Source organism: Enterobacter sp. 50588862 (assembly GCF_001462935.1).
Lineage (GTDB): Bacteria > Pseudomonadota > Gammaproteobacteria > Enterobacterales > Enterobacteriaceae > Enterobacter > Enterobacter bugandensis.
This window is the reverse complement of record NZ_LNHM01000012.1, coordinates 35,668-56,667: the sequence shown is the minus strand read 5'-3', so window position 1 is coordinate 56,667 and position 21,000 is coordinate 35,668. Positions and strand designations below refer to the sequence as shown.

Genomic DNA, 21,000 nt, shown 5'->3' with positions numbered 1-21,000 from the left:
TGGGCAAACTTTATTCAACCCATCAATCATTGACTGCGATCGCGATCACAAAGATAGCGCTACCAATTACCAACATGCAGAAATGTGATAGCGCTATCAAAATGTAATCATGGTGTGAAATCACAGCAAAAAAAGGGATTTAAGGCGTATACTGCCTGTCACCTGAAATGAAGGAAAAAAGAACGCGTCTGGTCAGCAGGAAGGTGTATGTCTTTAACCCGAAAACGGCGCAGTACCGGAAAAGTCACGCTCGCTGATGTCGCGCAGCTTGCCGGAGTCGGCACGATGACCGTCTCCCGTGCGCTCCGCACGCCCGAACAGGTTTCCGATAAACTGCGTGAAAAAATTGAAGCTGCGGTGCAGGAGCTGGGCTATATGCCCAATCTCGCCGCCAGCGCACTGGCATCCGCGTCCTCATGGACGATTGCGATGGTTGTTCCCAACCTTTCCGAAGCCGGTTGCTCTGAAATGTTTGCGGGCCTACAGCAGGTGCTGCAGCCCGCCGGATACCAGATTATGCTGGCAGAGTCCCAGCATCGGCTTGAGCAGGAAGAGAAGCTGCTTGAGACCCTGCTGGCGTCAAATATCGCCGCCGCGATTTTGCTCAGCGTCGAGCACACCGACACCGTTCGCCACTGGCTGAAAAACGCCTCGATTCCGGTAATGGAGATGGGTGCGATGCGCGCCGATCCGATCGATATGAATATCGGGATCGATAACGTGGCGGCCATGTACGAGCTGACGGAAATGGTGATTAGGCGCGGCTACCAGAATATCGGCCTGCTGTGCGCCAACCAGGAGCAGTGGATTTTCCAGCAGCATTTGCAGGGCTGGTACAAGGCGATGCTGCGCCATCATCTGTCGCCGAACCGGGTGATTAACGCGGCGATGCCGCCGAGCTTCTCGACCGGCGCGGCACAGCTGCCAGAGTTCTTGCTGGCGTGGCCGGAGCTGGATGCGCTGGTGTGCGTATCAGACGAGCTGGCCTGCGGCGCGCTGTATGAGTGTCAGCGTCGACGCATTAAAGTGCCGGACGATCTGGCTGTCGTGGGCTTTGGCGATAGCGACGTGAGCCGCGTCTGCCAGCCGCCGCTGACGACGATGGCGGTACCGCATCGAAAGATTGGGATTGAGGCAGGTAAAGCGCTACTGGAACGTCTGAATGACGGAGACTGGCGCGACCAAAAACCCATCGCGTCCAGCCTGTGCCTGCGGGAAAGCTGTTAAGGCTTACTCAGCCTCTTCCTCTTTTTCCGCTTTGTTTTCCGGCTTAGCGGATTCGTTTTTGGCGTTGCGGGTCATCCACAGCGCCAGCGCTTTTAACGAATCCGGCGTGAACTCGTCGCAGCGGGCGGTAATCTCTTCCGGCGTCATCCAGCAGACTTCGCTCACTTCCTCTTCCTGCAGGGCGAAAGGCCCATGGGAAACGCAGCTAAACAGTCCACCCCAGACGCGGCAATGTTCGTCTTCGAAATAGAACTGCCCGTGCTCGGCAAACGGCACCCCGGCGATACCTAACTCTTCTTCCGCTTCACGACGTGCGGAATCCAGCAGCACTTCATCGGCCTGCACGACGCCGCCTGCGGTGGCATCAAGCATGCCCGGAAGAAAATCTTTGGTGTCCGTGCGGCGCTGGACCAGAATCTTGCCCATGCCGTCATGCACAACGATGTACGTTGCACGGTGACGCAGGCGCTCTGCACGCATTTGTTCGCGGCTCGCCTGCGCGATCACTTCATTTTCTTCGCTGACAATGTCAACCCATTCAGTACTTGCCAAATGATTCTGCTCCACCATCGGGAAACCTTCTCGTCTAAGCGCTCTTTCGGCGCGTTTGCAGTTGTGGTGTAACTTACGGATTAATCGCTACCTGCGCAATAACTTGCTGATCATTAAGTGCGATAACGCTCAGGGTATTTCCATCCAGCAGGCCATAGCTCGCAGGATACCCGCCTTTCGGGATGCTGACCGATCCCGGGTTAAAGTGGTAAATCTCACCGCGTTTTTCAGCCACCGGAATATGAGTATGGCCGTAAACCAGGACATCGCCAGCCGTGAGCGCCGGGAGATTATCCGGGCCGAAAAGGTGTCCGTGGGTCAGAAACAGGCGGCTGTTTTCCAGCAGAACCTGTTGCCATGGCGCGGTAAGGGGAAAATGCAGCAGCATCTGGTCGACTTCGCTGTCGCAATTACCGCGAACGGCGATAATGCCCGAGGCAAACGGGTTAAGCTTTTCCGCCACCTGCGCCGGGGCATAGCCTTCCGGCAGCGCATTACGCGGACCATGATTTAACACATCCCCCAGAATCACCAGCCATTGGGCCCCGCTTTGCGAAAACAGAGAAAGCACTCGCTCGGTCGCGGGCAGCGATCCATGGATATCTGACGCAAACATCAGTTTCATCCGTCACTCCCTGGTAAAAAAACTCCCCTTATCATACCTGAAGCGTCAGGGCTTATCAGCCCGCGCGCTTAGCGGAGAGTGCCACATAGCGCTGTACGGAGGCTCGCTGCCACTGGAACGCCGCATAGTCCACCAGCAGTTGAGGGATCTCATCGCCGTTGAGGATCAAACGGTTCAGCATCAGCGCCAGATCGGTATCGGCAATACACCATTCACCGAACAGGTTCGGGTTGCCGTGAGCGAGCAGCGAGGTTGCAGTTTCAATCAGCTTTTGCGCGCTATCGACGCCTTCTGCGCTGAGCGCTGGCTTTTTCACACCGGCAAACACGACATCCGTGGAGCGCTCGACGCGAATCGGCACCAGGTCGCTACGCAGCCACGCCTGGATCTGCCGGGCGCGGGCGCGCTTTTGCAGATCGTGAGGATAGATGCGCTCCCACTCCGGCGGCGCAAAACGATCTTCCAGATATTCATCGATCGCCGAGGATTCGCTCAGTGCAAAACCATCCAGTTCCAGCACCGGCACGCGTCGCGTCAGGTCGTAACCCTGCCACTGGGGTTTGAGGTGTTCACCACCGTCGAGATCGACGGTCTTCAGCGTAAAAGAGAGCCCCTTTTCGGCCAGCGCGACGTAAACGCTCATAACATAGGGAGAAAAGAAATTTGCATCGGACCACAACGTAATTACGGGCTGGTTCATAACATCCTCATCGGCTGATCGGTTTTTACTCAACATATAATCTCTTTGCTTCGCTGTCACTTGATGAAAACTCACGATTTACAACAAGCACCTATACTCATTTGTCATGGCACCACTATTCGCATGGACAGGAGTTGAGAATGATTGACCTTTATTACGCCCCTACCCCAAATGGCCACAAGATCACCCTCTTTCTCGAAGAAGCCGAACTGGATTACAGAATCATCCGCGTGGATATCAGCAAAGGCGAACAGTTCAACCCTGTGTTTTTGGCTATCTCGCCCAACAATAAAATTCCGGCCATTATTGATAGCCAGCCGGCGGACGGAGGCAGGCCGTTAAGCCTGTTTGAATCCGGTGAAATTTTGCTTTATCTGGCAGAGAAAACCGGCAAGCTGCTGAGCGGTGAACTGCGCGAGCGTCACCACACTCTGCAGTGGCTTTTCTGGCAGTCAAGCGGCTTTGGGCCGATGCTGGGGCAGAACCACCACTTCACCGCCTTCGCGCCGCAGACCATTCCCTACGCCATTGAGCGATATCAGGTTGAAACCCAGCGTCTTTACGGCGTTCTGAACCAGCGGCTGGAGAAAACGCCGTGGCTCGGGGGCGACCATTACAGCATTGCCGATATCGCCTGCTGGCCGTGGGTAAATACGCATGATAAACACCGGATTGACTTAGCGTCTTACCCGGCGGTGAACAACTGGTTTGAGCGTATCCGGACCCGCCCGGCCACCGAACGCGCAATGCAAAAAATCCAGCAGGTTTAATCACCTATGAGGCTGGGTGGCTGAGAGGCTCTCATGTATTATGGGCGGGAAATACTGACACGGAGAAGACCTGCAATGTCACAGCCAGACGCTATTATTCGTATAAAAAATTTACGCTTGCGCACGTTCATTGGTATCAAAGAGGAAGAGATTGCCAACCGTCAGGATATCGTCATTAATGTGGTGATTCACTACCCGGCAGACAAAGCGCGGGCCAGCGAAGACATCAATGACGCGCTGAACTACCGCACGATCACTAAAAACATCATCCAGTACGTGGAAAACAACCGCTTCTCGCTGCTGGAGAAATTAACCCAGGATGTGCTCGATATCGCACGCGATCATCACTGGGTCACTTATGCTGAAGTAGAGATCGATAAACTTCACGCCCTGCGCTATGCCGACTCCGTCTCCATGACGTTAAGCTGGCGACGCCAGGCGTAAACCTGGAGGTTGTATGAAGATTCTGCTGACCGGCGGTACAGGCCTGATTGGGCGCCATCTCATTGCGCGTTTGCAGGCGCTGCATCACGACATTACCGTAGTGACCCGCAGCCCGGAGAAAGCGCGCCAGGTGCTGGGAGCGGGGGTCGATATCTGGAAAGGGCTGGCCGATCGGCAGAATCTGGACGGCTTCGACGCCGTCATCAACCTTGCGGGTGAACCCATCGCCGATAAGCGCTGGACCGAAGAGCAGAAACAGCGGTTGTGCAGCAGCCGCTGGAACATCACCGAGAAGCTGGTTGAGCTGATTCGCAACAGCCAGACCCCGCCATCGGTGCTTATTTCAGGCTCTGCAACGGGCTATTACGGCGATCTCGGCGAAGTGGTGGTGACCGAGGAAGAGCCGCCCCACAACGAGTTCACCCATAAACTCTGCGCCCAGTGGGAGCGCATCGCCTGCGCGGCGCAAAGCGATAATACCCGCGTCTGCCTGCTGCGTACCGGCGTGGTGCTTGCGCCGAAAGGCGGCATTCTGGGTAAAATGCTTCCGCCCTTCAGGCTGGGGCTCGGCGGGCCGATCGGCAACGGGCGACAGTACCTGGCCTGGATCCATATCGACGATATGGTGAACGGCATTATATGGCTGCTGGATAACGAACTGCGCGGGCCATTTAACATGGTTGCGCCGTATCCGGTGCGAAATGAACAGTTTGCCCACGCGCTGGGGCATGCCCTGCATCGCCCGGCGATATTACGCGTGCCTGCGACGGCGATTCGCCTGTTGATGGGCGAAGCGTCCGTGCTGGTGCTGGGCGGTCAGCGCGCGCTGCCAAAACGGCTGGAAGCGGCGGGGTTTGCGTTTCGCTGGTATGACTTAGAAGAGGCGCTGGGGGATGTGGTACGCTGAATATGTTACAGTGATACGCCATGTTCCGATGAAATGGCGTAACAATGGCAACCATCACCACTCCCCGGCTTCATCTCACCCCTTTCGAACCCTCTGACTGGGCGTTCTTCCGCTCGCTGCGCGAAAACCGCGACATTATGCGCTATATGGCCGCGATTGCGCCTGAGAAAGAGACCCGACGCGTGTTTGCCGCACGCCTGATGGCGGAGCATGTCTTCGTGATCCGCTTTCTGAATGAAGATACGCCCCTCGGCGATATCGGCCTGCAAATCAGCCCTGAGAATCGTGAAGAGGCGGACATCGGCTACACGGTTGTGCCTGCTGCGCAGGGAAAAGGCATCGCCAGCGAGGCGCTGCGCGCGGTATGTGACTACGCGTTTAACCAGACCGCCGTGAAGGCGATTAACGCGTACGTGCTGGCGGACAACGGCGGGTCTGTGCAGGTGCTTGAGAAAGCCGGGTTTGTGCGCACGCAGGTGCTTGAAAAGGCGTATGAGATTGACGGTGTGCGGTATGACGACTGGGTGTATCGCCTGGAGTGTGGTGCGGCCTGAATGCCGGGCGGCACTGCGTTTGCCCGGCCTGGGGTTTTGTAGGCCCGGTAAGCGAAGCGTCACCGGGCGATTGGGCTGCACTGCGGGCTGATGCCCTCTTTATTTCAGAGATCCTTTAAGGAACTGCTGCAAACGCGGGCTCTGCGGGTTTGCCAGCACCTCGTCAGGGTGCCCCTGCTCTTCAATTTTCCCCTGATGCAGGAAAATCACGTGGTTCGAGACGTTACGGGCGAAGCCCATCTCGTGCGTCACCACCACCATCGTTTTGCCCTCTTCGGCCAGCTTCTGCATGATGCGCAGCACTTCGCCGACGAGTTCCGGGTCCAGCGCGGAGGTCGGTTCGTCGAACAGCAGCACTTCCGGCTCCATCGCCAGCGCGCGGGCGATAGAGACACGCTGCTGCTGGCCGCCGGAAAGATGTACCGGATACTTCATCTGCTGGCGCTCGTCGATACCCACTTTCGCCAGGTATTTCACCGCGCGTTCCCGGGCTTCTTGCTTGCTTAGACCGAGCACCTGAACCGGCGCTTCCATCACGTTCTCCAGCACCGTCATGTGGCTCCAGAGGTTGAAATGCTGGAACACCATTGTCAGGCGCGTACGCAGCAGGCGCAGCTGATGCTTATCCGCCACCTTCAGCTGGCCGTCTTTGTCACGCACCAGGTTGATGTTCTGCCCGCTCACCACAATCGAGCCTTCGCTCGGCTTTTCGAGGAAGTTAATGCAGCGCAGGAAGGTACTTTTACCCGAGCCGGATGAACCGATGATACTGATCACGTCGCCTGCGTTAGCCTGCAGCGACACCCCTTTCAGCACTTCATGTTCGCCGTAGCGTTTGTGCAAATCAATAACGTTTAATTTGTTCTCAGCCATCATCTTTCTCAGTGCGTCGAAGAAGGTTTTATATGCTGCAGCCAGCGTTTTTCAGCCTTACGGAACAGGCTAATCAGAACATAAGAGATAATTAAATAGAGCACCGCCGCAATGCCAAACGCGGTAAACGGCTGATAGGTCGCGGAGTTGATATCGCGCGCGATTTTGAGCAGGTCCGGCACCGTGGCGGTAAAGGCGAGCGCGGTGGAGTGCAGCATCAAAATCACTTCATTGCTGTAGGCCGGTAGCGCAATGCGCAGCGCCGACGGCAGAATAATGCAGCGGTAAAGCTTCACCGAGGAGAAGCCGTACGCGCGCGCCGCCTCGATCTCACCGTGCGGCACGGAACGAATGGCCCCGGCGAAAATCTCGGTGGTATAGGCGCAGGTGTTGAGCGTTAGCGCCAGCACCGTACAGTTCAGGCCGCTGCGGAAGAACGCATTCAGCATTTCCGTGCCTTTTACGATCTCCAGCGTATACATCCCCGAATAGAACACCAGTAGCTGCACGTACAGCGGCGTGCCGCGAAACACATAGGTAAACAGCCAAATCGGGAACTGAATAAATTTATTGTTCGACACGCGACCGATGGCGAGAAACACCGCCAGAATGCCGCCCATCACCACGGAAGAAATCAGCAGCCAGAGCGTGATCGCCACGCCGGTAAAGCGGTAGCCATCCGTCCACAGCAGGGATTTCCAGTATTCCTGAATAATCTCAATCACAGGTCAGCCCTCTTCACACCCACGGAGTAGCGACGCTCGAGCAGAAGCAGCACACCATTGGAGACGGTCGTAAAGACCAGATAGATCGCGCCGCAGACCACCGCAAAGTAGAACGGCTCCCAGGTGCTCTTGCCCGCCAGCTGAGTCGCTTTCACGACGTCTTCCAGACCGAGCAGCGAGACCAGCGCCGTCGCTTTGAGGATAACCTGCCAGTTGTTACCGATGCCCGGCAGCGCATAGCGCATCATGGCCGGGAACATAATCCGGCGAAACGTTTGTGAAGAGGTAAAACCAAATGCGGTTGCCGCTTCAATGTGTCCTCTGGGAACCGCCATGTAAGCGCCACGGAAGGTTTCCGTGAAGTAGGCACCGTAGATAAAACCGAGGGTGATAATACCGGCCACCATCGGGTCGATATCAATTTGTCCCATGCCCATCGCATCCGTCACGCTGTTCAGAGCAATCTGCAGGCCGTAAAAAATAAGCAGCATCAGCACCAGATCGGGTACGCCGCGAATGAGCGTGGTATAGCCTTCGAAAATGAGCGCCAGCGGTTTGTTTGCCGAAAGCTTCGCCCCTGCGCCCGCCAGACCTATCAGCACCGCCAGCACCACGGAGCTGATAGCCAGCTCAAGGGTGACAAGCGCGCCCTGTAAAATAACGCCAGAAAATCCGTACAGCATACCGCGAGCCCTGTCGTATCGTGAGTGGTAAACCGTGTCTTATCCCCTCCCTCAGCGGGAGGGGCCGCACGTTATTTGACGGAGCGATTAGCCGCCGTACACATTGAAATCGAAGTACTTTTTCGCCAGTTTGTCGTAGGTACCGTCAGCGCGCATTTCAGCAAACGCTTTGTTCAACGCCTCACGCAGTTCGTTGTCTTCCTTACGCAGGCCCATACCGGTGCCCACGCCAAAGAGTTTCTCGTCCTTAATGGACGAACCGCCGAACTTATAATCTTTACCCACCGGCGTTTTCAGGAAACCTTCGCTTGCCGCGACTTCATCCTGGAATGCCGCATCAATACGGCCTGCCGTCAGGTCTGCGTAAATATTTTCCTGGCCCTGATAGGAGACGATTTCGATCCCCTTCGGCGCCCAGTGTTCGTTACCGTAGGTTTCCTGCGTGGTGCCCTGCAGCACGCCCACGCGTTTCCCCTTCAGCGACTCGAGGGTCGGTTGAATGTCAGAAGACTTAGCCACTACCAGACGTGAATCGGCCGCATAGAGCTTGTCGGTGAAGGCAATCTCCTGCTGACGTTTCTCGGTGATGGAAAGCGAGGACATAATCACGTCTATTTTTTTAGCTTTCAGGGAAGGGATCAGCGCATCCAGCGGGTTCTCTACATAAGTACACTGTGCTTTGATGCGTTTGCACAGCTCATTGGCCAGATCGATGTCAAAACCCACCAGTTCACCCTTCGAATTCTTCGATTCAAACGGCGCGTAGGTTGGATCGGTACCAATACGAATTTTCTGCGGAATGGCTGCGAAGGCCGCGGTGGCGCTGGAAAAGGCCAGTACCAGAGATAATGACAACACGAGTTTTTTCATATTTGTCCTCAACAAACTGTCTTCATACGGTTTTTTTACGACGACGGGGTGGGGTTAATGTGCCATTAATCCACGCTGTCAGGCAAAGAATAATGCCTTTCAGACGGGAATTTTTGCATTATAAATGCTTAAGTATGCACATAGCGACCCAATATGGTGCACAAATTGCACCATATTGAATCACCCACACCCGCGACGCACCACGCTGGTGCGTTAGTCACCGTAGACGTTGAAGTCGAAGTATTTCTTCGCCAGTTTGTCGTAGGTACCGTCTTTGCGCAGCTCCGTGAATGCTTTGTCAAAGGCGGCTTTCAGCTCTTTATCGTCCTTACGCAGGCCGATGCCGGTGCCGTCACCAAAGTATTTTTTGTCTTTCACGGACGGGCCCGCAAAGGCGTAATCTTTACCGGCCGGCTGCTTCAGGAAGCCTTCGCTCGCCGCGACTTCATCCTGGAATGCGGCATCCAGACGGCCTGCCGCCAGGTCAGAGTAGATCAGATCCTGGTTCTGGTAAGCCACCACGTCGACGCCCTTCTCGCGCCAGTTGGCATTCGCGTAACCTTCCTGGGTTGAGCCCTGGAGCACGCCCACATGCTTGCCTTTCAGCGAGTCGATGGTCGGCTGGATCGGGGAACCTTTCGCGGCAATCAGACGCGAATCCGCAGCGTAGAGCTTGTCAGAGAAGGCAATCTCCTGCTGGCGTTTTTCGGTGATGGAGAGAGAAGAGATAATGGCGTCGATTTTCTTTGCCTTCAGCGACGGGATTAACGCGTCGAAGTCGCTGCCCACCCATGTGCATTTCACTTCCATACGTTTGCACATTTCATTTCCCAGATCGATATCAAACCCCACGAAATCGCCTTTCGCATCCTTGGAAGAGAATGGCGCGTAGGTTGCGTCTGTACCGATACGAACCGTCTGTGGAAGCGCTGCGTAGCTACCTGCCGCCGCACTTAACCCCACCAGCAAAGACAGAGCCAGAACCGTCTTCTTCATACATTTACCCTCAAGTACCGTGATTTTATTATGTATTGTGTTGTGTGTTGTGTTGCAGGCTTCTCTTGCAGGTCTTATGCCACATTGCCGTCTGGTCAAAAGTTCGACGTTAAATATGTTAATAAAACGTTGCGATATTGCCTTAATGGTGAAAGATAGCAGGTCTGCCGAACGAACCGGAAAGAGAAAAAGGGAAAAAGCGAATTAAATGTCGAGGATATGATCGCCGTTGCATAATTGCCCTGAAACAGGGCAACGTCTCTTTTCATGCACAGCATTTGTGCACAGAATCAGGCTCCCTGCCAGCGGGTGAAGAGGTCTTCGGGCAGGTCGATGTCAAACTGATCCAGCACGCGATTGACGGTCTGATTAATCACATCGTCCAGCGACTGAGGTCGGTGATAGAACGCCGGCACCGGCGGCATGATCACTGCGCCCAGCTCGGCGGCCTGGGTCATGAGGCGCAGATGGCCCAGGTGCAGCGGCGTTTCCCGCACGCAGAGCACCAGCGGGCGGCGCTCCTTCAGCACCACGTCCGCCGCGCGCGTTACCAGCGTGTCGGTATAGCTGTTCACAATCCCGGAGAGCGTTTTGATTGAACAGGGCAGGATCACCATACCGGCGGTTTTAAACGAGCCTGAGGAGATGCTGGCGGCGATATCGCGGGCATCGTGAACCACGTCCGCCAGCGCCTGGACATCGCGCAGGGAGAGATCCGTTTCAAGGGAGAGGGTTTGCCGCGCCGCCTGGCTCATCACCAGATGCGTTTCCACTTCTGCCACGTTACGCAAAACCTGTAGCAGGCGTACGCCGTAAATCGCGCCGCTGGCACCGCTGATGCCTATTATGAGTCGTTTCATGATTTCGCCCTTGCTGAATTCTGGGCTGACTGTGCAGGATTTTGCGGGGAGTTGCAAGTGAGGGCGAGCGCCCTCACCTGCGGAGAGATTAACCTTCGTTGTGCATCTCTAAGCTTTCGAGATCGTTTTGCAGCTGAACGGCTTTCGCATCGTCGTTGCGCAGCGAATCAAGGTAGTCGAGGTACTGCTGGTCAACGTCTTTCGTCACGTAGACGCCATTGAACACGGAGCATTCGAACTGCTGAATCTCCGGATTCTCGGCGCGCACCGCGTCGATGAGATCGTTGAGATCCTGGAAAATCAGGCCGTCGGCACCGATGATCTGGCGAATCTCATCCACTTCACGGCCGTGAGCAATCAGCTCGTTGGCGGTTGGCATATCAATGCCGTACACGTTCGGGAAGCGAATCTCCGGCGCGGCAGATGCCAGGTAGACTTTCTTCGCACCCGCTTCGCGCGCCATCTCGATAATCTGCTCAGAGGTGGTGCCACGAACGATGGAGTCATCCACCAGCAGAACGTTTTTGTCGCGGAATTCCGCGCGGTTGGCGTTCAGCTTGCGGCGCACGGACTTACGGCGCAGGTGCTGGCCCGGCATGATAAACGTGCGGCCAACGTAGCGGTTCTTCACGAAGCCCTGACGGTACGGCTTGTCCAGAATGCGGGCGATCTCCAGGGCGATATCGCAGGAGGTTTCCGGGATAGGAATCACCACGTCGATGTCGAGATCGTCCCACTCGCGGGCAATCTTCTCGCCGAGCTTCGTGCCCATATTGACGCGCGCGCTGTAGACGGAAATCTTGTCGATGAACGAATCCGGACGGGCAAAATAGACGTATTCAAACAGGCACGGGTTGCTGACCGGGTTGTCGGCACACTGCCGGGTGAACAGCTGGCCCTTCTCGGTGATATACACCGCTTCGCCCGGCGCAACGTCGCGCAGGAATTCGAAGCCCAGGGTATCCAGCGCCACGCTCTCAGAGGCAACCATATATTCGGTACGGCCATCGCCGAGGTCGCGCTTGCCCAGCACCAGCGGACGAATGCCGTTTGGATCGCGGAAGGCGACCATGCCGTGACCGATGATCATCGCCACGCAGGCGTACGCACCGCGGATCTGGCGGTTGGTCGCGGCAATGGCAGCGAAGATATTGTCTGCTTCCAGCGGGTAGTGACGGAAGTTATCCAGCTCGCTGGCGAACACATTGAGCAGGATTTCTGAATCAGAGGTGGTGTTAATGTGGCGACGTTTCTCTTCGAACAGCTTCTTACGCAGCTCATGAGCGTTGGTCAGGTTGCCGTTATGGGCAAGCGTGATGCCATACGGTGAGTTGACGTAGAAAGGCTGTGCCTCAGAGGCGCTGGAACTGCCAGCAGTAGGATAACGAACGTGACCGATCCCCATATTACCTTGCAGACGCTGCATATGGCGGGCTTCAAACACATCGTTTACCAGGCCATTGGCCTTACGTAAACGGAAGCAGTTGTTTGCATCAATGGTGATGATACCCGCAGCATCCTGCCCACGGTGCTGAAGCACCGTTAACGCGTCATAAATCGACTGGTTTACCGGCATGAAACCGGCGATACCGACAATACCGCACATTCGTCTTTTCCTCGTTAAGCCACATCTCAGGGTTTATGCCCTGGGCAAAAAACTCGACGAGCTTTGCAGATAGTCAAAGAACCATCTGATGATGAAGCTGAACTCTGGAATGAGCTGCGATTTTTGCCAGTCTTCGCTTTTGGAGAACCCGGTGAAGGTATCCAGGAAGAACAGGATCGCGGCCACAATCAGCACGCCTCGTAATGCCCCGAAACAGATCCCGAGTACCCTGTCCGTTCCTGACAGACCGGTTTTCTCGACCAGCTGACCTATCACGTAATTCACGATAGCGCCGACAATCAGCGTCGCGATAAACAGCACCGCGATGGCGATTCCATTTCGGACCAGTTCATCTTCAAAGCCCGTGAACCAGACAGACAGGTAAGTGTAGTAATGACTGGCAACAAAGAAAGCACAACCCCAGGTTACCAGCGATAACGCTTCACGAACAAAGCCACGGATCAGGCTAACCAGACAGGAAAAACCAATCACCGCAATGATGGCGTAATCAATCCAGACCATATGTGTCCCACGATTAAACGCCCTGTCATCCAGTTCGGGGCGAATTCTAACAGAAAAAGAAAACGTTTGCGTAGGGATTTCCTTCCCGCGCGTAAATAAAAAAGGCGCTGAAAAAATGTTCAACGCCGTGGCTTATCGCCTCTCTCTAAAGGAGCAGGTCGTACTTAGTTCGCGCTGTAGCTCATCACCACACCACTCAGCCCGGAGATCTGCTTCAGCTCGCCCAGCGACCCTTTCAGCTTGTCTTTCGACGCCTCCGGCCCCACGAGGATACGGGTAATTTTACCCTGTACCGGCGTGGAAGGTGAAGTGTAAACGCGATAGCCCGCGCTGCGCAGTTTACCCACAACCTCGTTGACTTTATCGGCGTTTTTCAGCGCCCCCAGCTGCACAACGTAGGCTTTGCCGGTCGGCGCTGCGTCTTGCTTCGCAGGTGGTGGAGTTTCAGACGCTGCAGCAAGCTGCTCTGCTGCTTTATCTCGCTGTTGCTGAGGCTTCGGCTGCGGTTTCTCTACCGGCTTCGGTTTTTCAGCAGGCTTAGGCTTCTCTACCGGTACCGGATCGATCTCGATGTTGTTATTCGCCGCCAGACGCGACGGGTCGAGTGACGGTGCAGCGGCATCGCCCGCGCGAACTTCTTCCGCCGCCCCTTCAGGCGGCTGAGCAGGCAGCGCCTGAGTCGCCGCAGGCAGCATATCCGGCTCATCGCGGTCGCCCGGCTTCGGCACCAGCGGAATGGCTGCAAACTCGTCCTGATAATGTTTTTTCTGCCCGTCGAGCAGCCCGGGAAGAATAATCACCCCGAGCGCGACCAGCACAATGGTTCCTGTTAAACGGTTCTGAAACTTACTCGCCACCGGTTCTCCCCGCGTCCATCACTTCCATGACATGTGCTACCGTGTGGAAAGAGCCACACACCAGCACGGTATCTTCTGGTTTTGCATCCGCCATCGCGGCATGCCAGGCCTGCGCCACGCTACTGTAGATTGCACCTTTACCGAGATGTTCCATCAACTGCTCAGCAGTCGCACCGCGCGGCCCCTCCAGAGGAGCACAATACCAGCTATCGACCACACTCTCCATGCAGGCCAGCGTGCCGCCGATATCTTTATCATGAAGCATACCGATAACCGCCAGCACGCGCCCGGTTTTTGGTAACGATTTGAGACGTCCTGCGAGATACGCCGCCGCATGCGGGTTGTGCGCCACATCCAGAATCAGACGCGGTGACTCGCTGACTATCTGGAAACGACCCGGCAGCAGCGCATTCTGAATGCCGTCACGGATCGCCTGCTCACTTACAGCTAATCCGCTGGCGCGCAGTGCCGCCAGCGCGGTTGCCGCGTTCGGCTGCGGTACCTGCGGCAGCGGCAGATTCTCCAGCACGCCCTGCGCATCGCTGAAGCGCCAGCCGTTGCCCTGCACCTCATACTGCCAGTCAACGCCTCGGCGCAACAGATGTGCGCCCTTCTCTTTCGCCACGTCGTCAATGGTATGCGGCATGTCCGGCTCGCCCACCACGGCGGGCTTATTCGCCCGGAAAATACCGGCCTTCTCGCGGCCAATGCTTTCACGGTCCGGGCCCAGCCAGTCGGTATGATCCAGCGCGATGCTGGCGACTACCGCCACGTCCGCATCCACCATATTGGTGGCATCCAGACGCCCGCCCAGCCCCACTTCCAGGATCACCACGTCCAGCTGCGCCTGTTTGAACAGCCACAGCGCCGACAGGGTGCCGTATTCAAAATAGGTTAATGAGGTTTCCCCGCGCGCCGCTTCGATAGCCGCGAACGATGCCGTATGGGCAGATTCCGCCAGCTCGGTGTTCTGCACCCGCACGCGCTCGGTATAGCGCACCAGATGCGGTGAGCTGAAAACGCCAACCTTGTACCCCGCCGCCATCAGGACTGACTCCAGCGTGCGGCAGGTCGTCCCTTTACCGTTAGTACCTGCAACGGTGAACACGAACGGAGCCGGTTTCAGCACGTCGAGACGCGCGGCAACCTGGCTTACGCGCTCAAGGCCCATATCGATGGTTTTACTGTGCAGGTTTTCCAGATAAGAAAGCCACGCGGCCAGGGGCGACGTGGCTTGGGGAATGCTTTTATTTTCCATAATGCCCGGTTGTCATTAACAGGTTATAAAGCAAAAGGGCAGCGCCATCTGGCCCTGCCCTTTTCAGTTATCAGGCCTCGGGTTCCTGATCCGGTACCACCACGCCTTCGCGCGGCTCATCCGGGTTAGGCGCTGGCAGATTCATCAGCTTCGCCAGAATGCTGGCCAGTTTCAGGCGCATTTCCGGACGGCGGACGATCATATCGATAGCGCCTTTCTCAATGAGGAACTCACTGCGCTGGAAGCCCGGCGGCAGTTTTTCACGAACGGTCTGCTCGATGACGCGAGGACCAGCAAAGCCGATCAGCGCTTTTGGCTCAGCGATGTTCAGGTCACCCAGCATCGCGAAGCTTGCGGAGACGCCACCCATGGTTGGGTCGGTCAGCACGGAGATGTACGGCAGACCGCGCTCCTGCATTTTCGCCAGCGCCGCAGAGGTTTTCGCCATCTGCATCAGGGACATCAGCGCTTCCTGCATACGCGCACCACCGGAGGCGGAGAAGCAGATCAGCGGACAGTTGTCTTCCAGCGCCTGCTCAACGGCACGCACGAAACGCGCGCCGACCACGGAGCCCATTGAGCCGCCCATAAAGGAGAACTCAAACGCAGCAGCAACCACCGGCATCTCGTGCAGGGTGCCTTTCATGACGATCAGCGCGTCTTTCTCGCCGGTCTCTTTCTGTGCAGAGGCCAGACGATCTTTGTATTTTTTGGAATCGCGGAACTTCAGCACGTCTTTTGGCTCAAGCTCGCTGCCCAGTTCTACCAGAGAACCTTCGTCCAGCAGGCTATGCAGGCGGTTGCGCGCCGACATACGCATGTGGTGGTCACACTTCGGACACACCTCGAGATTGCGTTCCAGTTCTGCGCGATACAGAACCTGGCCGCAGCTATCACACTTCGTCCATACCCCTTCAGGAATGCTCGCTTTGCGCGTCGGGGTAATGTTGCTTTTAATTCGTTCAATCCAGCTCATTGATAACCTTTCTGCCTGAACCTGGTCGTATGCCAGTTTTGCTATAAGAGGCGAATAATGCCATTTTTGCCTCCAACAGACCATGAATGTTGCACATTAAAACATAACAGCCCGAAACTTTGGATAAAAAAGTGGTCGAACCGCCAGCGTGCATTTACTTCGCTTGCTTTGCTGCCGCGCGTTTGTGACGAATAATTTCAATCACGCCAGGCAGTACGGAAAGCACAATAATCGCTACAATCAGTAACTTAAGGTTTTCCTGAACCACCGGCAAGTCGCCAAACAGATAGCCTGCATAGGTAAAGAGCAACACCCAAAGCAGTGCGCCCACCACGTTATACATTGCAAAATGACGATAGGACATATGGCCCATTCCCGCCACAAACGGCGCAAATGTGCGCACAATAGGCACAAAACGCGCAAGGATAATGGTTTTTCCACCATGACGTTCATAGAAGGCATGGGTCTTGTCTAAATAGCTGCGGCGGAAAATTTTCGAGTCCGGATTACTGAACAACCGCTCACCGAACACCCGGCCAATCGTATAGTTGACCGCATCCCCGACAATTGCGGCAATCACCATCAACACCACCATCAGATGCACGTTCAAATCATTGGTGGGCAGCGCCGACAACGCACCGGCCACAAACAGCAGCGAGTCTCCCGGCAGGAACGGGGTAACGACCAGACCGGTTTCACAGAACAGAATCAGGAACAGAATGGCGTAAACCCAGACGCCGTACTGCGCGACCAGCTCCGCCAGGTGAACATCAATATGCAGAATGAAATCAATCAGAAAACGTATTACGTCCATATTGTCTAAGCCTTAATTGCACCTTTGTTTAGTCCGCTAAAAACAGCGGGCCCATTGGCGGTTTTGGCAGGTCAAACCGATCCGGATAGTCTACCGAGACCAGATAAAGCCCTTCCGCTTTCGCCGTTGCTGCCGCAAGCGTTCTGTCCTTCGCTGCCAGCAGTTCTGCAATCCAGCTCTCCGGCTGGTGTCCGGCGCCCACTTCCATCAGGCTGCCCACAATATTCCGCACCATATGATGTACAAAGGCATTGGCTTTGATATCCACCACCACATACGCGCCAAAACGACTGACGTTAATGTGCATGACGTTACGCCACGGCGTACGGGACTGACACTGCACCGCACGAAACGACGTAAAGTCATTTTCACCAATCAGACACTGCGCCGCGCGATGCATGCGTTCTGCATCGAGCGGTTCATAAAAATGCGTCACGCCCTGGCTTAACACCGCCGGACGCAGACGCTGGTTGTAGATGACATAGCGATAGCGACGCGCCGTTGCGCTGAAGCGCGCGTGAAAATCATCCGGCACAGATTTCACCCAACGCACCGCGATGTCACCAGGTAAATTCGCATTTACACCCAGCGTCCAGGCGGCATCCTTACGCACGGCGGTGGTTTCAAAGTGAACCACCTGCCCCGTGCCATGAACACCCGCGTCCGTACGTCCTGCGCACAGGACGTTAATCGGCTCGTTTGCCACCTGTGAGAGCGCTTTCTCCAGCTTCTCCTGGACGCTGCGCACCTCATTCTGACGCTGCCAGCCGTAATATTTACTGCCATCGTACTCAATACCGAGGGCAATTTTATGAACCGGCTTTTGATCCACTTCGGACATCAGTACAGATACTCCTGCACCAGCTTCTCGGCGATCTTGACCGCCATCAGCGCGCCGCCAAAGCGAACGTTATCGGCTACGGACCAGAACTGGACCTGTTCCGGCATACCGTAGTCGTTACGCACGCAGCCAACGGAAAGATGCGCGCTGCCGGTGGCGTCACCCACCTGGGTCGGGAACTCGCTCTCTTCAGAAAGGACGATATCTTCACCGCGGCCAAACGCGTCGCGCGCTTCCTCTGCCGCCAGCGGGCGCAGGGCTTCAAAACCGACCATCTGCGCGTGGCCGTAGAAGACCGGAGACTGTACGACGCTGGCGGAAATCATCAGCCCCTCGTCCTGCAGAATCTTGCGCGCTTCGTCGACGAGACGACGCTCTTCGCGCACGGAACCTTCACGATCCGGCAGCAGCGGCAGCATGTTGAACGCCAGCTGGCGGCCAAAGAAATCATCTTCGTCGATCGGGATGCCGTTCAGCAGCTTCGCACTCTGCCCGGCCAGCGCGTCAACGGCCTTTTTACCGTTCGCCGACGCGGACAGCAGACTGGTGACGGTAATGCGCGACAGGCCTCCGTCGTCAATCAGCGGCTTCAGGGCGGTCAGCAGCTGGCTGGTCAGGCTGTTCGGTACCGCGATAACGTTACGGTTGCGGTAGTCAGCCAGCACAAACGGATTGACGTCCGGGATCACCAGCGGCACGTCCGGCTCCAGGGAGAACAGACCGCTCAGGTCGATCACCAGACAGCCCGAATTGGTCGCCTCTTCAATGTAAGACGCCGTGGCTTCAGCACCTGCGGCAAAAAACGCCAGCTGTGCCTGGGTCCAGTCAAACGCGGCCGCATCCTGAACCATCACGGATTTACCGCCAAAACGCAGATGTTCGCCCGCGCTGTCGGTGCGCGCCAGCGCATAGATATCTCCCACCGGGAACTGACGCTCGGCAAGAGTTTCGAGCAGGGCTTCGCCCACGGCACCCGTGGCACCTAAAATGGCAATGTTCCAGCCTTCAGACATGGTGGTTTACTCCAGAAATAAAAAAGCGTCCCTGTCGGCGTATCCGACAGGGAGCATTAAGAAGACATTAATGCGCCGGGTGATGAACGGCGTTAAAACCCAGTTTCTTGAGCAACGTCGCAGCCGCTGCGTCGTCGCACATCACATACAGGGAAGACCACTCGCGGCGCTCAACGTAGTTCTTGCGCAGCTTATCAAATTCACCCGGGATCCCCGCCACCTTACGCAGCAGCGCATCGTCGCGGCGCACATCATACACCAAATGCACCAGCCTTTTCAGCGTTGCCTGATCGAGCGGGCCATGCAGGGTAATGCGGCCAAATTCAGGCGCGGGGAGTAAAGTATCAAGCGCCACCTGCTGCGGATGGCCGATAAAGGCGCTGTAGGCTTCAAATACCTGCGTCGTGCCGCGCGCTTTGCCTTCAAGCGTATAGCCCGCGATATGCGCGGTGGCAACGTCAACCTTGTTCAGCAACTCAACGTTGAGATCCGGCTCCGGCTCCCAGACGTCCAGCACCACGCTGAGATCGTGTCCTTCATTCAGACATTTCAGCAGCGCGGCATTATCCACCACCGGGCCACGACAGGCATTTATCAGAATAGTGCCAGCCTTCAGACGGCGAATCAGCGCCTCGTCCGCCAGATGCAGGGACTTATACGGCCCCTCTTTAAACAGCGGCGTGTGGAACGTCAGCACATCGCACTGTTCAACCAGCTCATCCAGCGCGCGGAAATCCTCGTCGTCACCGTTGTCTTTACGCGGCGGATCGCACAGCAGCGTGCGGATACCTAACGCTTCAAGGCGCTTTTGCAGACGCCCGCCGACGTTACCCACGCCGACAATCCCCACGGTGCGGTCTTTCAGCGCAAAACCATCGCGCTCGGCCAGCATCAGCAGCGAGGAGAAAACGTATTCCACGACGGCAATGGCGTTACAGCCCGGCGCGGCGGAAAAACCGATTCCGGCCTGCTTCAGCCACTGATCATCCACATGATCGGTCCCTGCCGTTGCGGTTCCGACAAACTTAATCGCTTTACCGGCAAGCAACGCCTCATTTACTTTGGTCACCGAGCGCACCATCAGCGCGTCTGCGTCATCCAGTTCGTTAACCGGGATCGGGCGACCAGGGACAGCCTTAACGTCGCCGAGGCGGCTAAACAGCTCGCGGGCGTAAGGCATATTTTCATCAACGAGGATTTTCACGTCTGAGTACCTGTTTGAGAGGAAGAAAACCTGCCAAGTGTGCCATAATCTGGCCGCCAGGCATATACGTATGCCGGGTTTACGCTGAGTTTTGACTTTAAGGATTTTTGACGATGCAGCCCATTTCAGGTACGCCGCCACGCCCTCCGGGTGAAGGCCCTGTCACGCCAAACGTTGCCGGTGAACAGCCACTATCCACGCAACAGCGCACCGTGCTGGAGCGACTGATCACGCGCCTGATAGCGCTGACTTCGCAGCAAAACGCGGAAGTCTGGGCCGGGGTAAAGCATGATTTAGGCGTGAGGAACGACGCACCGCTGCAGTCGCGCCATTTCCCTGCCGCCGAGCAAAATCTCAACCAGCGTATTACGACCGCGCAGCAGAACCACACCACGCGTCAGATTGTCACGCAGTTGACTGAGCTGCTGGGCCAGGGAAATAACCGTCAGGCTGTCAGTGACTTTATCCGTCAGCAGTATGGCCAGACCGCCCTGAGCCAGCTGACGCCAGACCAGCTTAAAACCGTGCTGACGCTGTTGCAGAACAATCAGTTGTCTATTCCGCAGCCTCAGGTGCGCCCCTCAACCGAGCGCCCGCTGCAGCCTGCCGAGCACAACACGCTGAACCAGATGGTGACCAAACTGGCCGCCGCCACCGGCGAGTCGACGAAGCTTATCTGGCAATCCATGCTGGAACTGTCCGGCGTGAAGGCGGGCGAGCTGATTCCGGCCAAACAGTTTACCCATCTGGTGACCTGGCTCCAGGCGCGCCAGACGCTCAGCACCCAGAGCGCCCCTACCCTGCATACCGTTCAGGCGGCGCTTAAACAGCCGCTGGAACCGCACGAGTTCGAGGTGATTCGGGATTACGCCCAGCAGAACTGGCAGGCCACGCCGCAAACGGTACTGACCACCGCGCAGGTGCAGGATGTGCTGAATCAGATCTTTGTTCGCCGCGCCGAGCGGGAAGGCGGCGTGCCGGAGGTAAGAAACGTTCAGCCGATCTACAGCCCGCTGTTTGCGCCCGTTGTGGAGACCTTCAGAACGCTCTCTGCCCGCCCGGGATTAATGTTGATTGCATTATTGATTGCGCTGGCGATTTTCTGGCTGGTTGCCTGAGGATT

General features: G+C 56.4%; 24 protein-coding genes. 6 read left to right on the top strand and 18 right to left on the bottom strand.

Features of this window, described 5'->3' with window-relative positions; genetic code table 11:
- Positions 1 to 207 precede the first annotated feature (207 nt).
- Entirely contained in the window at positions 208 to 1,227 is a 1,020-nt protein-coding gene (locus APT89_RS06380) for a LacI family DNA-binding transcriptional regulator (RefSeq protein ID WP_041908911.1), read from the top strand.
- A gap of 3 nt (positions 1,228 to 1,230) precedes the next feature.
- On the opposite strand, the gene yfcD is transcribed toward APT89_RS06380, so the two are convergent.
- Genes yfcD through yfcF form a run of 3 tightly spaced genes read right to left on the bottom strand, consistent with a single transcriptional unit; the run spans position 1,231 to position 3,104 of the window.
- Positions 1,231 to 1,797, bottom strand: coding sequence for an NUDIX hydrolase YfcD (gene yfcD / locus APT89_RS06375; protein WP_006811396.1), 567 nt, complete (start codon positions 1,795 to 1,797; stop codon positions 1,231 to 1,233).
- 55 nt (positions 1,798 to 1,852) lie between these two features.
- Positions 1,853 to 2,404 (bottom strand): phosphodiesterase, encoded by a 552-nt coding sequence (gene yfcE / locus APT89_RS06370; RefSeq protein WP_060571945.1) that lies wholly within the window; start codon positions 2,402 to 2,404, stop codon positions 1,853 to 1,855.
- A 55-nt stretch (positions 2,405 to 2,459) separates the two neighbouring features.
- Positions 2,460 to 3,104 carry a glutathione transferase gene (yfcF, locus tag APT89_RS06365; protein WP_041908907.1) on the bottom strand — a complete coding sequence of 215 codons (645 nt, stop codon included), beginning with the start codon at positions 3,102 to 3,104 and terminating at the stop codon, positions 2,460 to 2,462.
- Positions 3,105 to 3,244: 140 nt separating this feature from the next.
- Here yfcF and yfcG point away from each other — a divergent pair, with 140 nt between their 5' ends.
- The 4 genes from yfcG to APT89_RS06345 all read left to right on the top strand — a co-directional run bounded on the left by yfcG (position 3,245) and on the right by APT89_RS06345 (position 5,779).
- Positions 3,245 to 3,874 carry a GSH-dependent disulfide bond oxidoreductase gene (gene yfcG / locus APT89_RS06360; RefSeq protein WP_028013949.1) on the top strand — a complete coding sequence of 210 codons (630 nt, stop codon included), beginning with the start codon at positions 3,245 to 3,247 and terminating at the stop codon, positions 3,872 to 3,874.
- Positions 3,875 to 3,949: 75 nt separating this feature from the next.
- Positions 3,950 to 4,318, top strand: coding sequence for a dihydroneopterin triphosphate 2'-epimerase (folX, locus tag APT89_RS06355; RefSeq protein WP_028013950.1), 369 nt, complete (start codon positions 3,950 to 3,952; stop codon positions 4,316 to 4,318).
- Positions 4,319 to 4,331: 13 nt separating this feature from the next.
- Positions 4,332 to 5,225 carry a TIGR01777 family oxidoreductase gene (locus APT89_RS06350; RefSeq protein ID WP_028013951.1) on the top strand — a complete coding sequence of 298 codons (894 nt, stop codon included), beginning with the start codon at positions 4,332 to 4,334 and terminating at the stop codon, positions 5,223 to 5,225.
- Positions 5,226 to 5,269: 44 nt separating this feature from the next.
- Positions 5,270 to 5,779, top strand: a complete 510-nt coding sequence (locus tag APT89_RS06345) for a GNAT family N-acetyltransferase (protein WP_060571944.1) — start codon at positions 5,270 to 5,272, stop codon at positions 5,777 to 5,779.
- A 99-nt stretch (positions 5,780 to 5,878) separates the two neighbouring features.
- Here APT89_RS06345 and hisP read toward each other — a convergent pair whose 3' ends face one another.
- The 15 genes from hisP to pdxB all read right to left on the bottom strand — a co-directional run bounded on the left by hisP (position 5,879) and on the right by pdxB (position 19,877).
- Complete coding sequence (gene hisP, locus APT89_RS06340) at positions 5,879 to 6,652, bottom strand: histidine ABC transporter ATP-binding protein HisP (protein WP_010433274.1); 774 nt, start codon at positions 6,650 to 6,652, stop codon at positions 5,879 to 5,881.
- An 8-nt stretch (positions 6,653 to 6,660) separates the two neighbouring features.
- Positions 6,661 to 7,377, bottom strand: a complete 717-nt coding sequence (locus tag APT89_RS06335) for an ABC transporter permease (protein WP_028013953.1) — start codon at positions 7,375 to 7,377, stop codon at positions 6,661 to 6,663.
- Positions 7,374 to 8,060, bottom strand: coding sequence for a histidine ABC transporter permease HisQ (locus APT89_RS06330; protein ID WP_028013954.1), 687 nt, complete (start codon positions 8,058 to 8,060; stop codon positions 7,374 to 7,376). The genes APT89_RS06335 and APT89_RS06330 overlap by 4 nt, the downstream gene beginning before the upstream one ends.
- Before the next feature lie 87 nt (positions 8,061 to 8,147).
- Entirely contained in the window at positions 8,148 to 8,930 is a 783-nt protein-coding gene (hisJ, locus tag APT89_RS06325) for a histidine ABC transporter substrate-binding protein HisJ (protein ID WP_060571943.1), read from the bottom strand.
- A gap of 213 nt (positions 8,931 to 9,143) precedes the next feature.
- On the bottom strand, positions 9,144 to 9,926 hold the full coding sequence (gene argT / locus APT89_RS06320; RefSeq protein ID WP_028013956.1) for a lysine/arginine/ornithine ABC transporter substrate-binding protein ArgT: 783 nt from the start codon (positions 9,924 to 9,926) through the stop codon (positions 9,144 to 9,146).
- A gap of 290 nt (positions 9,927 to 10,216) precedes the next feature.
- Positions 10,217 to 10,786 carry a UbiX family flavin prenyltransferase gene (locus APT89_RS06315; RefSeq protein WP_048958028.1) on the bottom strand — a complete coding sequence of 190 codons (570 nt, stop codon included), beginning with the start codon at positions 10,784 to 10,786 and terminating at the stop codon, positions 10,217 to 10,219.
- An 88-nt stretch (positions 10,787 to 10,874) separates the two neighbouring features.
- Positions 10,875 to 12,392: an amidophosphoribosyltransferase gene (gene purF / locus APT89_RS06310; RefSeq protein ID WP_014884664.1), complete on the bottom strand. Its 1,518-nt coding sequence runs from the start codon at positions 12,390 to 12,392 to the stop codon at positions 10,875 to 10,877.
- 33 nt (positions 12,393 to 12,425) lie between these two features.
- Positions 12,426 to 12,914: a colicin V production protein gene (cvpA, locus tag APT89_RS06305; protein ID WP_000262116.1), complete on the bottom strand. Its 489-nt coding sequence runs from the start codon at positions 12,912 to 12,914 to the stop codon at positions 12,426 to 12,428.
- A 164-nt stretch (positions 12,915 to 13,078) separates the two neighbouring features.
- Complete coding sequence (gene dedD / locus APT89_RS06300) at positions 13,079 to 13,771, bottom strand: cell division protein DedD (protein WP_045631481.1); 693 nt, start codon at positions 13,769 to 13,771, stop codon at positions 13,079 to 13,081.
- Positions 13,761 to 15,029, bottom strand: coding sequence for a bifunctional tetrahydrofolate synthase/dihydrofolate synthase (gene folC, locus APT89_RS06295; RefSeq protein WP_060571942.1), 1,269 nt, complete (start codon positions 15,027 to 15,029; stop codon positions 13,761 to 13,763). Before folC ends, dedD begins: the two co-directional genes overlap by 11 nt.
- Positions 15,030 to 15,099: 70 nt before the next feature.
- A complete protein-coding gene (accD, locus tag APT89_RS06290) occupies positions 15,100 to 16,005 on the bottom strand; it encodes an acetyl-CoA carboxylase, carboxyltransferase subunit beta (RefSeq protein WP_003861408.1) in 906 nt (301 codons plus the stop codon).
- Positions 16,006 to 16,159: 154 nt separating this feature from the next.
- Positions 16,160 to 16,819 (bottom strand): DedA family protein, encoded by a 660-nt coding sequence (locus tag APT89_RS06285; protein WP_008502599.1) that lies wholly within the window; start codon positions 16,817 to 16,819, stop codon positions 16,160 to 16,162.
- A 28-nt stretch (positions 16,820 to 16,847) separates the two neighbouring features.
- On the bottom strand, positions 16,848 to 17,660 hold the full coding sequence (truA, locus tag APT89_RS06280; protein WP_041908896.1) for a tRNA pseudouridine(38-40) synthase TruA: 813 nt from the start codon (positions 17,658 to 17,660) through the stop codon (positions 16,848 to 16,850).
- A complete protein-coding gene (locus tag APT89_RS06275; protein ID WP_060571941.1) occupies positions 17,660 to 18,673 on the bottom strand; it encodes an aspartate-semialdehyde dehydrogenase in 1,014 nt (337 codons plus the stop codon). Before APT89_RS06275 ends, truA begins: the two co-directional genes overlap by 1 nt.
- 67 nt (positions 18,674 to 18,740) lie before the next feature.
- Positions 18,741 to 19,877 carry a 4-phosphoerythronate dehydrogenase PdxB gene (gene pdxB, locus APT89_RS06270; protein WP_045631484.1) on the bottom strand — a complete coding sequence of 379 codons (1,137 nt, stop codon included), beginning with the start codon at positions 19,875 to 19,877 and terminating at the stop codon, positions 18,741 to 18,743.
- Positions 19,878 to 19,990: 113 nt separating this feature from the next.
- On the opposite strand from pdxB, the gene flk reads away from it, so the two are divergent.
- A complete protein-coding gene (flk, locus tag APT89_RS06265; protein WP_028013964.1) occupies positions 19,991 to 20,995 on the top strand; it encodes a flagella biosynthesis regulator Flk in 1,005 nt (334 codons plus the stop codon).
- Positions 20,996 to 21,000: the final 5 nt, after the last annotated feature.

What these genes read in the sequence shown, in the direction of transcription:
- APT89_RS06380 (WP_041908911.1), top strand. Translation starts at nt 208, where the DNA reads ATGTCTTTAACCCGAAAACGGCGCAGTACCGGAAAAGTCACGCTCGCT.
- yfcD (WP_006811396.1), bottom strand. Translation starts at nt 1,797, where the DNA reads ATGGTGGAGCAGAATCATTTGGCAAGTACTGAATGGGTTGACATTGTC.
- yfcE (WP_060571945.1), bottom strand. Translation starts at nt 2,404, where the DNA reads ATGAAACTGATGTTTGCGTCAGATATCCATGGATCGCTGCCCGCGACC.
- yfcF (WP_041908907.1), bottom strand. Translation starts at nt 3,104, where the DNA reads ATGAACCAGCCCGTAATTACGTTGTGGTCCGATGCAAATTTCTTTTCT.
- yfcG (WP_028013949.1), top strand. Translation starts at nt 3,245, where the DNA reads ATGATTGACCTTTATTACGCCCCTACCCCAAATGGCCACAAGATCACC.
- folX (WP_028013950.1), top strand. Translation starts at nt 3,950, where the DNA reads ATGTCACAGCCAGACGCTATTATTCGTATAAAAAATTTACGCTTGCGC.
- APT89_RS06350 (WP_028013951.1), top strand. Translation starts at nt 4,332, where the DNA reads ATGAAGATTCTGCTGACCGGCGGTACAGGCCTGATTGGGCGCCATCTC.
- APT89_RS06345 (WP_060571944.1), top strand. Translation starts at nt 5,270, where the DNA reads ATGGCAACCATCACCACTCCCCGGCTTCATCTCACCCCTTTCGAACCC.
- hisP (WP_010433274.1), bottom strand. Translation starts at nt 6,652, where the DNA reads ATGGCTGAGAACAAATTAAACGTTATTGATTTGCACAAACGCTACGGC.
- APT89_RS06330 (WP_028013954.1), bottom strand. Translation starts at nt 8,060, where the DNA reads ATGCTGTACGGATTTTCTGGCGTTATTTTACAGGGCGCGCTTGTCACC.
- hisJ (WP_060571943.1), bottom strand. Translation starts at nt 8,930, where the DNA reads ATGAAAAAACTCGTGTTGTCATTATCTCTGGTACTGGCCTTTTCCAGC.
- argT (WP_028013956.1), bottom strand. Translation starts at nt 9,926, where the DNA reads ATGAAGAAGACGGTTCTGGCTCTGTCTTTGCTGGTGGGGTTAAGTGCG.
- APT89_RS06315 (WP_048958028.1), bottom strand. Translation starts at nt 10,786, where the DNA reads ATGAAACGACTCATAATAGGCATCAGCGGTGCCAGCGGCGCGATTTAC.
- purF (WP_014884664.1), bottom strand. Translation starts at nt 12,392, where the DNA reads ATGTGCGGTATTGTCGGTATCGCCGGTTTCATGCCGGTAAACCAGTCG.
- cvpA (WP_000262116.1), bottom strand. Translation starts at nt 12,914, where the DNA reads ATGGTCTGGATTGATTACGCCATCATTGCGGTGATTGGTTTTTCCTGT.
- folC (WP_060571942.1), bottom strand. Translation starts at nt 15,029, where the DNA reads ATGGAAAATAAAAGCATTCCCCAAGCCACGTCGCCCCTGGCCGCGTGG.
- accD (WP_003861408.1), bottom strand. Translation starts at nt 16,005, where the DNA reads ATGAGCTGGATTGAACGAATTAAAAGCAACATTACCCCGACGCGCAAA.
- APT89_RS06285 (WP_008502599.1), bottom strand. Translation starts at nt 16,819, where the DNA reads ATGGACGTAATACGTTTTCTGATTGATTTCATTCTGCATATTGATGTT.
- truA (WP_041908896.1), bottom strand. Translation starts at nt 17,660, where the DNA reads ATGTCCGAAGTGGATCAAAAGCCGGTTCATAAAATTGCCCTCGGTATT.
- APT89_RS06275 (WP_060571941.1), bottom strand. Translation starts at nt 18,673, where the DNA reads ATGTCTGAAGGCTGGAACATTGCCATTTTAGGTGCCACGGGTGCCGTG.
- flk (WP_028013964.1), top strand. Translation starts at nt 19,991, where the DNA reads ATGCAGCCCATTTCAGGTACGCCGCCACGCCCTCCGGGTGAAGGCCCT.